12 protein-coding genes are annotated in these 12733 nt (G+C 54.6%); 10 read left to right on the top strand and 2 right to left on the bottom strand.

From position 1 onward, the window contains the following. Positions 1-88 precede the first annotated feature (88 nt). The 10 genes from ACIQW9_RS08625 to ACIQW9_RS08580 all read left to right on the top strand — a co-directional run bounded on the left by ACIQW9_RS08625 (position 89) and on the right by ACIQW9_RS08580 (position 11084). Complete coding sequence (locus ACIQW9_RS08625; RefSeq protein WP_402335450.1) at positions 89-1027, top strand: NAD kinase; 939 nt, start codon at positions 89-91, stop codon at positions 1025-1027. Between the two features lie 118 nt (positions 1028-1145). Beyond that, the gene (gene recN / locus ACIQW9_RS08620) at positions 1146-2795 is read left to right on the top strand and encodes a DNA repair protein RecN (protein ID WP_402337952.1); all 1650 of its coding nucleotides are present in this window, start codon (positions 1146-1148) and stop codon (positions 2793-2795) included. Positions 2796-2887: 92 nt separating this feature from the next. After that, complete coding sequence (hemH, locus tag ACIQW9_RS08615) at positions 2888-3994, top strand: ferrochelatase (protein ID WP_402335447.1); 1107 nt, start codon at positions 2888-2890, stop codon at positions 3992-3994. A gap of 457 nt (positions 3995-4451) precedes the next feature. Then, a complete protein-coding gene (grpE, locus tag ACIQW9_RS08610; protein ID WP_402335444.1) occupies positions 4452-4988 on the top strand; it encodes a nucleotide exchange factor GrpE in 537 nt (178 codons plus the stop codon). Between the two features lie 75 nt (positions 4989-5063). Further along, positions 5064-7013: a molecular chaperone DnaK gene (gene dnaK, locus ACIQW9_RS08605; protein ID WP_402335441.1), complete on the top strand. Its 1950-nt coding sequence runs from the start codon at positions 5064-5066 to the stop codon at positions 7011-7013. Positions 7014-7193: 180 nt separating this feature from the next. Beyond that, the gene (gene dnaJ / locus ACIQW9_RS08600) at positions 7194-8318 is read left to right on the top strand and encodes a molecular chaperone DnaJ (protein WP_402335438.1); all 1125 of its coding nucleotides are present in this window, start codon (positions 7194-7196) and stop codon (positions 8316-8318) included. 30 nt (positions 8319-8348) lie between these two features. Next, entirely contained in the window at positions 8349-9026 is a 678-nt protein-coding gene (locus ACIQW9_RS08595) for a chalcone isomerase family protein (protein ID WP_402335435.1), read from the top strand. 100 nt (positions 9027-9126) lie between these two features. Next, a complete protein-coding gene (gene can / locus ACIQW9_RS08590; RefSeq protein ID WP_402335432.1) occupies positions 9127-9816 on the top strand; it encodes a carbonate dehydratase in 690 nt (229 codons plus the stop codon). Between the two features lie 51 nt (positions 9817-9867). Further along, positions 9868-10728 (top strand): neutral zinc metallopeptidase, encoded by an 861-nt coding sequence (locus ACIQW9_RS08585; RefSeq protein WP_402335431.1) that lies wholly within the window; start codon positions 9868-9870, stop codon positions 10726-10728. A gap of 62 nt (positions 10729-10790) precedes the next feature. After that, complete coding sequence (locus tag ACIQW9_RS08580) at positions 10791-11084, top strand: chorismate mutase (protein WP_402335428.1); 294 nt, start codon at positions 10791-10793, stop codon at positions 11082-11084. A 116-nt stretch (positions 11085-11200) separates the two neighbouring features. Here ACIQW9_RS08580 and panB read toward each other — a convergent pair whose 3' ends face one another. Both panB and ACIQW9_RS08570 read right to left on the bottom strand, forming a co-directional pair. Then, complete coding sequence (gene panB / locus ACIQW9_RS08575; protein ID WP_402335425.1) at positions 11201-12031, bottom strand: 3-methyl-2-oxobutanoate hydroxymethyltransferase; 831 nt, start codon at positions 12029-12031, stop codon at positions 11201-11203. 2 nt (positions 12032-12033) lie between these two features. After that, a complete protein-coding gene (locus tag ACIQW9_RS08570; RefSeq protein WP_402335422.1) occupies positions 12034-12675 on the bottom strand; it encodes a deoxynucleoside kinase in 642 nt (213 codons plus the stop codon). Positions 12676-12733 lie beyond the last annotated feature (58 nt).

Genomic DNA, 12733 nt, shown 5'->3' with positions numbered 1-12733 from the left:
AAAGGAAATATAAGGCGGACAAAATTATTCGCGCGGATGCTGCATCGCATAGTGCAAGAGAAAGAGGAATTATGGTCTAATCTGCAGCATGTTGCCGACCTCACACTCCTACACCGCCTCGTCTTTTCAAACCATCGCGATTTTTGCCAAGCAAAAACCCAGCGAGACTGTGCATTCAGTGGACGATATTACCCAGTCATTGACGCAGATAGCCGAAGCGCTGGCCAAGACGGGGCGCCGCGTGGTGTTCGGTTCGCAAACTGCCGAGCGCTTTAGTCTCGGCAGCTATGAAGCGCTGGATCTGGCGCAGATCGGCGAACTGGCCGATGTAGCGATCATCGTCGGCGGCGACGGCACCATGCTCGGCATTGCACGTCAGTTGGCACCACACAAGATACCGTTGATCGGCATCAATCAGGGGCGGCTCGGTTTCATGACCGATATCTCGCTGGAAGACATGATGCCGGTGCTGCAGGATATGCTCAACGGCAAGGTCTCTTCCGAAAAGCGCAGCCTGCTGCAGGGCACGCTGACGCGTAACGGCGCTGTCATGCATCACACGCTGGCTTTCAACGATGTCGTATTGTCGCGCGGCTCGGGTTCAGGCATGGTCGAATTGTGTGTGCACGTCGACGGCCACTTCATGTACAACCAGCGTTCGGACGGCTTGATCGTTGCTACGCCTACCGGTTCTACGGCGTACTCTCTCTCTGCTGGCGGTCCTTTGCTGCATCCCAGCCTGTCGGGCATCGTGCTGGTGCCGATTGCGCCGCATGCCTTGTCGAATCGCCCTATCGTGGTGCCGGATGCAAGTGAAATCGTGATCGAAGTGGTAGGCGGGCGCGATAGCAACGTCAACTTCGATATGCAATCGGTGGCGCGTCTGCTGCACGGCGATCGCATTATCGTCAAAAGATCCGACCATGCGGTTACCTTTCTGCATCCCGAGGGCTGGAGTTATTACGATACGTTGCGCGAAAAACTGCACTGGAACGAATATCCATCGGTGCAGGGCCGGTTAAAATAAGGCTGCCGATTGAGTATGCCGGGGCGTATGCGCCGATTTAATTGAATACTCTGATGTGCCGCTCGCTGCTGTGCCGGGCCATGCAGCACAGCCGAACCAACGGGAAGATTCCAACCACATGCTGCGCACGCTTTCCATTCGCGATTTCGTGATCGTCGATGCCATCGAACTTGAATTTTCATCCGGCTTCTCGGTATTTACCGGCGAAACGGGTGCTGGCAAATCGATTTTGATCGATGCACTGGCACTGGCGCTGGGTGGGCGTGGCGATGCCAGCGTGGTGCGCGAAGGTGCGGCCAAGGCAGATATCACGGCCGAATTTTCCGCCAGCACAGAACTTGATGCCTGGCTGGCAGAAAATGAATTCACCAACGAAGAAGGCGGCGCCTTGCTGCGTCGCGTGATCGACAATGCCGGTCGCTCGAAAGCCTTCATCAACGGCATTGCTGCCACCGCCACCCAACTGCGCGAACTGGGTGAAAAACTGGTCGATATTCATGGCCAGCATGCGCATCAGTCGCTATTGAAGCAGGACATGCAGCGCGTGCTACTGGATAACCAGGCGGGCTTGCAGGAAGAAGTCAAAGCCGTAGCCGGCGCCTATAAAACCTGGCGCGCCCTGGCGCGACAACGCGAAGAATTCGAAACAAATGCCAAGAACGTCTTGCTGGAACGCGAGCGCCTGGAATGGCAGGTCGGCGAACTGGAAAAACTCTCGGTCAAACCGGGCGAATGGGCTGACATCACCAATGAACACAGCCGCCTGTCGCACGCCGCCAGTTTGATTGAAGGTGCGCAGGATGCGCTGACGCTGATTTCCGACGCCGAGACGGCACCCATGCTGTCGCAACTGTCCTCGCTCAATATCCGTATCGGCAAGCTGGTCGATCTGGATGCCGGTTTGCAGCCGGTGCTGGATGCGCTGGAACCAGCGCGGATTCAATTGCAGGAAGCGGTGTACGCGCTTAACGATTATCTGAGCCGGGTCGAACTCGATCCGGCGCGTTTGCGTGAAGTAGAAACGCGTCTGGAAAACATCCATTCCGCTTCACGCAAATTTCGTGTGGCGGCGGACGATTTGCCGCAGGAACTGGAAACGCTGTCCGCGCAATTGAAGCAGCTGGCCGATGCCAGCGATCTGGATGCCTTGCGCGTGCAGGAAGAAAAACTGCAGGCCGCCTACATGGCAGCGACGCAAAAATTATCGAAGGCGCGCAGCAAGGCTGCCAAGGCGCTGGGCGATGCCGTCACGGTCGCCATGCAGGAACTCAGCATGACCGGCGGCAAATTCGCCATCGCCTTGCAGCCGTGCGAGCCGGCGTCCTATGGTGTGGAACAAATCGAATTCATGGTCGCCGCGCATGCCGGCACCACGCCGCGGCCGCTGGCCAAGGTGGCATCGGGCGGCGAACTGGCGCGCATTGCACTGGCGATTTCCGTGATCACATCCAGCGCCACGGCAACGCCTACGCTGATTTTCGATGAAGTCGATAGCGGCATCGGCGGCGGGGTGGCGGAAGTAGTCGGCCGACTGCTGCGCCGCCTGGGACAGGACAGACAGGTTTTATGCGTCACGCATTTGCCGCAAGTGGCGAGCCAGGCCAATCAGCATTTTCAGGTCAGCAAGCAAAGCAACAATGGCAAAACCGCCTCGTCCATCGCAGCGCTGGACGATCATGCGCGGGTGGAAGAAATTGCCCGCATGCTGGGCGGGCTGGAAATCACCGCAACCACGCGCACGCACGCACGCGAATTGCTCGCAAGCTGAGCAAGCCGGGCTGAGCAAAGACTCGGCCGGTCGCTCAACTTTTCGCTATCCCATCGATTACTCATATTCAGAATATTCATATTTAAAGCGCCATGTCATTTCATACCGAACCACCGTACACCCATGGCAGCCTGCCGAAAACCGCTGTCTTGCTGGTCAATCTCGGTACACCCGATGCGCCGACGACTTCTGCGGTACGTGCTTACCTGAATGAATTCCTGTCCGATCCACGCGTGGTTGAAATTCCGCGTGTGATCTGGTGGTTCATACTCAAATTGATCATCCTGCCGTTTCGCTCCGGAAAGTCGGCCAAAAAATATGCGGCTATCTGGAGCAATGAGGGTTCGCCCTTGCGCGTGCATACGGAAAAACAGGCCAAATTGCTGACCGGTTATCTGGGCGCGCGTGGCCATGAAGTCCGGGTCGAATATGCGATGCGTTACGGCAGCCCGTCGGTGCCGGAAGTCTTGCGCAAGTTGAAGGCTGACGGTTGCGACCGCATCCTGGTGTTGCCGGCCTATCCGCAATATTCGGGTACGACTACGGCCTCGATTTTCGATGCGGTATTCAAGCACTATGCACAGGAACGCAATGTGCCCGAACTGCGTTTCGTCAAGCATTATCACGATCATGAGTCTTATATTCGCGCCTTGCAAAAGTCAGTGCTTGCTCACTGGGATATGGCTGGGCGTCCGGATAAATTAGTGATGAGTTTTCACGGTGTGCCGAAGCGCAGCTTGCTGTTGGGCGACCCGTATCATTGTGAATGTCACAAGACTGCGCGGCTGCTGGCCAAGGAGCTGGATTTGACCGAGGATCAATACGTGGTGACTTTCCAGTCGCGTTTCGGCAAGGCGGAATGGTTGCAGCCGTACACGGCGCCGACCTTGCAGAAGCTGGCAAAAAGTGGCGTTAAACGGGTGGATGTGCTGTGCCCCGGCTTTACCAGCGATTGTCTGGAAACGCTGGAAGAAATCGGCATTGAAGTGCGTCGTGATTTTCTGCAGGCGGGCGGCCAGGATTTCAACTATATCGCGTGCTTGAATGAAAACGATGCATGGATCAAGGCGCTGGCGCAAATCGCAGAGTTGCACATGATAGGCTGGCCGACCATCCTGTCGCCGGCCTTGCATGAAGAGCGCAATGAAGAGGCGCGTATTTCGCTGGCGGAGGCGCAACGTCTGGGAGCGCAGCAATAAGGAAGGGTGGGCGACTCTGGCCGGGCACAGAATTCGCAGATAGTAGAGCTTATGTAAAGCTCTACCTGGCAAATTTCTTGTTGCAGGAATGGCGAAAAATATTACCTGTGCCTCTTACAGTTCTGTATAGCAGATGAGGGCAACGGCAAGCGTGGCATAGGTAATGAGAGCGATGTAGATAAGGGGCAGGTTCACGATGAGCTCCTGTAGACAACGCCGACGGAATCAGACCGCTGTTTATCTACAGCGTAGTCCAAGCGGCGTAAAATGCCATCCCATGGAACATTGATTTTTGTAACAACGGCCTCGCAATGGGCGTGCAACGGCGATATCATGCGCGTTTCGCGTATTCATCAAATTCCACCGTAATACCCCTTGAAATAATGTGGGATAACCCCATGTGGAGTGTCGCATTGGCATTTTTTGTCATAACCCATTGATTGTTGGAGATTTTTTCATGCAAGACCAGGACAAATACGCAGAGCAGGCGGCAGCGATGGAAGATCCGGCGTCGGTTGACGCTACGGCCATCGTTCCTACGCTGGAAGAGCAGCTCGCGGCATCCCAGCTGCAGGTGCAGGAATTACAGGACAGCTTTCTGCGTGCCAAGGCTGAAAACGAAAATTTCCGCCGTCGAGCGCAGGAAGATGTGACCCGCGCGCATAAGTTTGCGATTGAAGGCTTTGCTGAAGCGCTGGTGCCGGTAAAGGACAGCCTGGAAATGGCTTTGCAGGTGGACACACCATCGATCGCATCGCTGAAAGAAGGCGTGGAAATGACGCTCAAACAATTGAGCGCCGCGTTTGAAAAGAATCGTCTGCTGGAAATCAAGCCGCAGCAGGGCGACAAGCTGGACCCTATGAAACATCAGGCGATTTCAGTGGTTCCTGCCGATCAGGAAGCCAATACCATCGTCAGCACGCTGCAAAAGGGTTATCTGATTGCAGACCGCCTGCTGCGTCCGGCATTGGTGACGGTTGCACAAGAAAAATAACTTGAAAGCATCGTTTCACGCCACATATTGATTTCATCCAATCTTAGTTAACAGACATTTAAGGGAAATACCATCATGGGCAAAATAATCGGTATCGATTTAGGCACGACCAACTCCTGTGTAGCCATCATGGAAGGTGGCAAACCGAAGGTCATCGAAAATTCAGAGGGTGCGCGTACCACGCCATCCGTTATCGCCTATCAGGAAGACGGCGAGATTCTGGTTGGCGCACCGGCCAAACGCCAGGCAGTGACCAATCCGAAGAACACGCTGTACGCAGTCAAGCGTCTGATCGGTCGTAAATTCGACGAAAAAGAAGTGCAGAAGGATATCGGCATGATGCCGTATCAAATCGTCAAGGCCGATAATGGCGACGCATGGATTTCAGTGCGCGACAAGAAACTTGCGCCGCCGCAAATTTCTGCAGAAACCCTGCGCAAGATGAAAAAAACCGCTGAAGACTACCTCGGCGAAGAAGTGACGGAAGCGGTCATTACCGTTCCAGCTTACTTCAACGACGCGCAACGTCAGGCGACTAAAGATGCCGGCCGCATTGCCGGTCTGGACGTCAAGCGCATCATCAACGAGCCGACTGCGGCAGCACTCGCCTTCGGCCTGGATAAAACCGGCAAGGGCGACCGCAAGATCGCCGTGTATGACCTGGGCGGCGGTACCTTCGATATCTCGATTATCGAAATCGCAGACGTTGACGGTGAAATGCAATTTGAAGTGTTGTCGACCAACGGCGACACCTTCCTTGGCGGTGAAGATTTCGATCAACGCGTGATCGATTACATCATCGACGAATTCAAGAAAATCAATGGCCTCGATCTGTCGAAAGACGCGATTGCGCTGCAACGCATCAAGGCATCGGCCGAACGCGCGAAAATTGAATTGTCATCGTCGCAGCAAACTGAAATCAATGAGCCGTACATCGCGATGGCGAACGGCGCACCTGTCCATCTGACGATGAAAATCACGCGTGCCAAACTGGAATCGCTGGTTGAAGAGTTGATCAGCAAAACCCTTGTGCCGCTCGGCATCGCAATCAAGGATGCCGGCGTCAAGGTATCCGACATCGACGACATCATTCTGGTCGGCGGTATGACCCGTATGCCTAAGGTGCAAGAGAAGGTAAAGGAATTCTTCGGCAAGGAGCCACGCAAAGACGTCAACCCGGATGAAGCGGTTGCAGTCGGTGCAGCGATTCAAGGTTCGGTCCTGTCCGGCGATCGTAAAGATCTGTTGTTGCTCGACGTGACGCCACTGTCGCTGGGTATTGAAACCCTGGGCGGCGTGATGACGAAGATGATTCAGAAAAACACCACGATCCCGACCAAGTTCAGCCAGGTGTTCTCGACCGCTGACGACAATCAGCCTGCGGTAACCATCAAGGTGTTCCAGGGTGAACGTGAAATGGCCGTCGGTAATAAAGGTTTGGGCGAATTCAATCTGGAAGGCATTCCACCATCAGCACGTGGCACGCCGCAGATTGAAGTGACCTTCGACATCGACGCCAACGGCATCTTGCATGTCGGCGCGAAAGACAAGGCAACCGGCAAGGAAAACAAGATCACCATCAAGGCAAACTCCGGTTTGACCGAAGAAGAAATTCAAAAGATGGTGCAGGACGCCGAAGCCAATGCGGAAGAAGACAAGCGTTTGAAGGAAGTCGCAGAAGCGCACAACCATGGCGACGCACTGGTGCATTCGACCCGCAAATCGCTGGCTGAATACGGCGACAAGCTGGAAGCCGGCGAGAAGGAAAAAATCGAAGCAGCCATTGCCGAGCTGGAAGAAGCATTGAAGGGCAGCGACAAGGCCGCCATCGATGAAAAATCCGCAGCCTTGTCGGCTGCTGCGCAAAAACTCGGCGAAAAGATGTATGCCGATATGCAGGCGCAGCAAGCTGCCGGTGCAGCAGCGGGTGACGCACATGCGGCAGGCGCCGATGGTCAAGCTGAAGCCAAGGCGCAGCATGACGACGTGGTGGACGCCGACTTCAAGGAAGTGAAAGACAAGTAATTTGTTGGTCAAGCGACTTGGATTATTCGTACACAAGTTGCCTGACGCTTCGCGAAAGTTAAACGAAGCGCATTGATTTGTAATTGTCTGAAGTCGCAAGACTCGCCGGGTCTAAGGTTGAAAAACCTCGACTCGGCGTTTTTGCATAGATAAGTAGAGAAAGAAACAGGGTGCCTACAGATGGCAAAACGTGATTTTTACGAAATTCTTGGTTTGGGAAAGAATGCGTCCGATGAGGAAATCAAGAAGGCGTATCGCAAGCTTGCAATGAAACACCATCCGGACCGTAATCCGGATAGCAAAGGTGCGGAAGATAAATTCAAGGAGGCGAAAGAAGCCTACGAGATGCTGTCCGATCCGCAAAAGCGCGACGCCTATGATCGTTACGGTCATGCCGGCGTAGACCCGAACATGGGTGGCGGCGGTGGAGGCGGCGGGTTTGCCGATGCCTTCGGCGACATCTTCGGCGATATTTTCGGCCAGGCCGGCGGCGGCCGCGGTGGTCGTGGCGGCCCGCAGGTTTATCGCGGCGCCGATCTGCGCTACAACCTGGAAATCACGCTGGAACAGGCGGCGCACGGTTACGACACCACGATACGCGTGCCTTCGTGGGATAGTTGTGAAACCTGCGATGGCAGCGGTGCCAAACCGGGTACTTCGCCGATCAACTGCACCACTTGCGGCGGGCATGGTCAGGTACGCATGCAGCAGGGTTTCTTCAGCGTGCTGCAAACCTGCCCGAAATGTCATGGCAGCGGCAAGATCAATCCGTCGCCGTGTTCTGCCTGTAGCGGTGCCGGCAGGATCAAGCGCAATAAAACGCTGGAAGTCAAAATTCCATCCGGTATCGACGATGGCATGCGCATACGTTCATCCGGCAACGGAGAACCGGGCATGAACGGTGGCCCACCGGGCGATCTGTATGTCGAGATTCGCATCAAGCAACATGCGATGTTCCAGCGCGAAGGCGACGACCTGCATTGCGAGATTCCAATCTCGTTTGCGAAGGCAGCGTTGGGCGGTGAAATCGAAGTGCCGACCCTGAACGGCAAGGCATCGTTCACGATTCCTGAAGGCACGCAGTCGGGCAAGACTTTCCGTCTGCGCAGCAAGGGTATCAAAGGCGTACGTTCTGGCTATGCCGGCGATCTTTTTTGCCATGTGGTAGTGGAAACGCCGGTCACGCTGACTGAAAAGCAAAAGGAATTGTTGCGTGAATTCGAATTGCTGACTATCGAAGGCGGCTCCAAACACAGCCCGCAAACCAAATCGTGGAAAGACAAGGTGAAGGAATTCTTCGAGTAAGAAGAATATACGTTTGTCGCAGCAATACCCATGCCGGTCGATTTTTCGACCGGCATTTTTTTTGTTGATTGCCGGGGCGCAAGCTTCTATGCTGGCTTCACCATCATCCAGGGAGATGTCATGAAAGCCTTGAAAGCCATCGCCAGCATATTGGCCATATGCAGTGCCGTGTTCTTTGCTCATGCTGCCGCCGCAGTCGAACTGGCTGGCGTAAAGCTCGATGACAGCGCCAGGGTTGGCAATCAGGACCTCAAGCTGAATGGTGCGGGCATACGCACTAAATTAGTGTTCAAAGTCTATGTCATCGGTCTCTATCTGTCCGAGAAAAAAACTGCCGTCGCTGATGTGCTGGCGGCGCCCGGCGCGCGGCGCGTCACTATAACGATGTTGCGTGACGTCGGCAGCGAAGAGTTCGGCAAGGCTTTTGCCGCCGGTATCGAGCACAATACCGACGCTGCAGAACGTGCTGCACTGGCTGCTTCGATGGCGAAATTCAATGCAATGTTCGCTACGGCTCCCGAGCTCAAGCAGGGTGATGTATTGCATCTGGACTGGATGTCCGGCAGCGGCATGGTGGTGTTGCTGAACGGCAGGAAAATTCTCGAACCGATAGCCGACGCGGCGTTCTACAACGCAATATTGCGCATCTGGCTGGGAGCCAGACCGGTAGATGACAAACTCAAACGGCAACTGCTTGGAGAGCAATAAGCGGCAATACCGCTCGTCGGCCATGGGAAAATCCGGATAAAATGTGCGCTTATCGCCGGTATATCGTTTACCTACCGGGTTTGCAGTGTGATGGATAGAAATGACAGACAAAAAGAAGGAAGTCCTCCCCTTGGAGCAGCTGTTCCAGAAAAATCGTGCATGGGCAGCAGAAAAAGTGACGAAAGATCCAGATTTTTTCGTCAAACTTGCAGCACAACAATCTCCGGAATATTTGTGGATAGGCTGTTCCGACAGCCGTGTTCCGGCGAATGAAATTGTCGATCTGGCCCCGGGCGAATTATTTGTGCACAGAAATATTGCCAATGTCGTCGCGCATTCGGATCTCAATTGCCTGTCGGTACTGCAATTTGCGGTCGACGTACTCGGCGTCAAACATGTGATCGTATGCGGTCATTACGGTTGTTCGGGCGTGCATGCGGCGATGCTGCGCAGGCGCGTCGGCTTGGCGGATAACTGGTTGCGGCATGTGCAGGATGTGCATCAGAAATACGGCCGCTATCTTGGCGATGCGCTGCCGACGCAGGCGCAGCACGATCGCTTGTGCGAGCTGAATGTGATTGAGCAGGTTGCCAATGTCTGCCGCACGACCATTGTGCAGGATGCATGGGAACGCGGGCAGGAGCTGACAATACACGGCTGGGTCTACGGCTTGAAAGACGGTTTGCTTGGCGATCTGGGCGTGACGATCAATTGTGCAGATGCGGCGGATGAAAAATTGAAAAACAGTTTTGCGCGTTACGAAACCGAAGATGTGATGGCTTATTCATAAGCGACTGTTTTTCTTAATATTATCTGGCGCTCAAGCCAGTCTGGAGACGCCATGAAATGGGAAGGCAATCGCGAAAGCGACAATGTTGAGGATAGACGCGGCAGCGGTGGCGGTTTCGGCGGTCGTTCGATCGGCATAGGTACCATCGTCATTGCCTTGCTGGGTTCGTATTTTCTCGGTATCAATCCGGCCACCATCATCAGCCTGTTGAGTGGCGGCGGTCCGGTGCAGATGCAATCGCAGGAGCCGGCGCAAGGTCCGCCGGCAAACGACCAGATGGCGCGTTTCGTCGCCACGGTGCTGGCCGATACAGAAGATACCTGGGGCCCGATTTTTCGCGCCAGCGGTGCGAACTATATCAAGCCGAAACTGGTGCTGTTCACCGGCCAAACACCGACCGCCTGCGGCACCGGCGACACGGCTTCCGGTCCCTTCTATTGTCCGGGCGATCAAAAAATCTATATCGATCTGGCCTTCTATCAAACCATGCGCGACCGCTTCCGCGTCTCCAGCGATTTCGCCCAGGCTTACGTGATTGCGCATGAAGTCGGACATCACGTGCAGCACATCAGCGGCATCACGGAAAAAGTTGAGCAGGCGCAGCGCAGCGGTACGCAAAAACAGGCGAATGCGATTTCGGTCAAGCTGGAATTGCAGGCGGATTGTTTTGCCGGTGTGTGGGCATATCACGCCAATCAGGCGCGCAGCATACTGGAAGACGGCGATGTGGAAAGTGCATTGAAGGCCGCCAGTGCAATCGGCGACGATACCTTGCAGAAGCAGGCGCAAGGTCATGTGGTGCCGGATTCATTTACGCATGGCACCTCGGCACAACGCGTGCGCTGGTTTCAGCGCGGGATTGAAGGCGGAGATTTGAATAGCTGCAATACCTTTGCCGCCAGACAGCTTTAATTAAAATCATGCGACTGTGGAAATGCTGAAGCAGGTCGCGTGAATTGAGCAGGAGAGAATAAATGGAAGATCCAGAACTGGCAGTATTGCGCATCGAGATCGACAAGATTGATGCGCATATCGTTGAACTGTTGGCGCAACGCTTCAAGATTACCAATCAGGTTGGCTTGCTGAAGGCGCAGAAAAAATTGAGTGTGATTGATCCGGAACGCGAAGCACGTCAGGCGCAACGCTATGCCGAGCTGGCAAATGAATGTGGCATGAAGCCTCAGGTGGTGCAGAATCTGTTTCGCGGCATTATCGACGAAGTCGTTAGCAATCATCGTGCGATTGCCATGCAAGCGGCATTTCAGTAAAACGCCGAATACAGCAAGGATGCAGCTTCCTTGCGGCATCAAGTCACGTTGATCATTTCAGAGAGTGTTGCCGCTCGTGGAAAAGGCTGCAACACTCTCATCAGATCTTATCTGCTTCAGAAACAGTGTTCGGGTGCCGGGAAAGTGCCTTCCTTGACCTCGCGAATATAGGCGCGCACTGCACCTTCAATACTGGTCTGACCTTCCATGAAGTTTTTCACGAAGCGCGCCTTCTTGCCGGGGAAGACGCCGATGAAATCGTGCATGACCAACACCTGACCGGAACAATCCGGGCCGGCGCCTATGCCTATGGTTGGCATAATCAGCAGATCGGTGACTTCTTTCCCCAGACTGGCCGGGATCGCTTCCAGTATCAGTAACGACGCGCCAGCGGCTTGCAATGCCAGCGCATCGTCCTTCAATTGCTGGGCGGCTTCGGTGGTTTTCCCCTGTACCTTGTAACCGCCGAAACGATGTACCGATTGCGGCGTCAGACCCAGATGCGCGCAGACGGGAATTTCGCGTTCGACCAGGAAACGCACGGTGTCGACGACCCAGGCACCGCCTTCGAGCTTGACCATTTGTGCGCCGGCCTGAATCAATTTCACTGCATTTTGAAATGCACTCTCCGGCGTTGCATAGCTGCCGAATGGCATGTCAGCCAGCAGCAGCGCAGTCTTGTTTCCGCGCGCCACGCTGGCAGTGTGATAGGCAATATCGTCTATCGTAACCGGCAAGGTCGAGTTGTGTCCCTGGCAGACCATGCCGAGCGAATCGCCAACCAGCAGAGTTTCGACGCCGCACATATCCATCAGTGAAGCGAAGCTGGCGTCGTATGCTGTCAGCATGGTGATTTTTTCACCTTTGGCACGCAGCGCAAATAGCGCTGGCACGGTGACCGGCTTGCTACGTCCGGCGGTTTCATTTTCCTGCAGATAGCTGGCCATACTTATTCTCCACGGCTAAAAAATTCACGCTTGCCGCGCATGTTTGCAATGCGTGTCAGCAAGAGTGCGAAATCTTCGTCATTATCGATCGGATTCAGATGTTCGGTATTCACGATCAGCAAAGGTGCGGCTTCGTAATCGTAAAAAATACGGCTGTAACTTTCGCACAGCCTATGCATATACGTTTCGGAAATGCCGGCTTCCATCGGTATGCCGCGTTTCTTGATGCGATCGATCAGTGTTTGTGGTTCGGCCTGCAGATAAATCACGAGGTCGGGCAAGGGCGCTTGCGGACGCAGGTGATCGTACAGTTGCTGATACAACGCCAACTCGTCATCGCCCAGTGTCAGGCGGGCAAAAATCGGATCCTTGTCGAGCAGGAAATCTGACACGATGCGGGCATCGAATAAATCGGGCTGTGCCAGATCGCGCAATTGATTCAGGCGCTGGAACAGGAAAAACATTTGCGTCGGCAGTGCATAGCGCCCGGCATCGCGATAGAACTTTTCCAGGAAGGGATTTTCTTCCGGCCGTTCGAGCAATGTTTGCGCGCCGAGTTGCGCGGCCAGTTTGCCTGCCAGCGTGGTTTTGCCGGCACCGATGGCACCTTCAACGACGACGTATTTGTACTTTTCAAAATCCATAATGATTTTATCTGCTGTTTTGGTTAGCCATGCTGCGACGGCATAGTGAAATTTTACG

Source organism: Herminiimonas sp. NPDC097707, from assembly GCF_044761395.1.
Lineage (GTDB): Bacteria > Pseudomonadota > Gammaproteobacteria > Burkholderiales > Burkholderiaceae_D > Oxalicibacterium.
This window is presented reverse-complemented; position numbering and strand designations above follow the sequence as displayed.

What these genes read in the sequence shown, in the direction of transcription:
- grpE (WP_402335444.1), top strand. Translation starts at nt 4,452, where the DNA reads ATGCAAGACCAGGACAAATACGCAGAGCAGGCGGCAGCGATGGAAGAT.
- can (WP_402335432.1), top strand. Translation starts at nt 9,127, where the DNA reads ATGACAGACAAAAAGAAGGAAGTCCTCCCCTTGGAGCAGCTGTTCCAG.
- ACIQW9_RS08585 (WP_402335431.1), top strand. Translation starts at nt 9,868, where the DNA reads ATGAAATGGGAAGGCAATCGCGAAAGCGACAATGTTGAGGATAGACGC.
- ACIQW9_RS08625 (WP_402335450.1), top strand. Translation starts at nt 89, where the DNA reads ATGTTGCCGACCTCACACTCCTACACCGCCTCGTCTTTTCAAACCATC.
- ACIQW9_RS08570 (WP_402335422.1), bottom strand. Translation starts at nt 12,675, where the DNA reads ATGGATTTTGAAAAGTACAAATACGTCGTCGTTGAAGGTGCCATCGGT.
- dnaK (WP_402335441.1), top strand. Translation starts at nt 5,064, where the DNA reads ATGGGCAAAATAATCGGTATCGATTTAGGCACGACCAACTCCTGTGTA.
- ACIQW9_RS08595 (WP_402335435.1), top strand. Translation starts at nt 8,349, where the DNA reads ATGCCGGTCGATTTTTCGACCGGCATTTTTTTTGTTGATTGCCGGGGC.
- panB (WP_402335425.1), bottom strand. Translation starts at nt 12,031, where the DNA reads ATGGCCAGCTATCTGCAGGAAAATGAAACCGCCGGACGTAGCAAGCCG.
- ACIQW9_RS08580 (WP_402335428.1), top strand. Translation starts at nt 10,791, where the DNA reads ATGGAAGATCCAGAACTGGCAGTATTGCGCATCGAGATCGACAAGATT.
- dnaJ (WP_402335438.1), top strand. Translation starts at nt 7,194, where the DNA reads ATGGCAAAACGTGATTTTTACGAAATTCTTGGTTTGGGAAAGAATGCG.
- hemH (WP_402335447.1), top strand. Translation starts at nt 2,888, where the DNA reads ATGTCATTTCATACCGAACCACCGTACACCCATGGCAGCCTGCCGAAA.
- recN (WP_402337952.1), top strand. Translation starts at nt 1,146, where the DNA reads ATGCTGCGCACGCTTTCCATTCGCGATTTCGTGATCGTCGATGCCATC.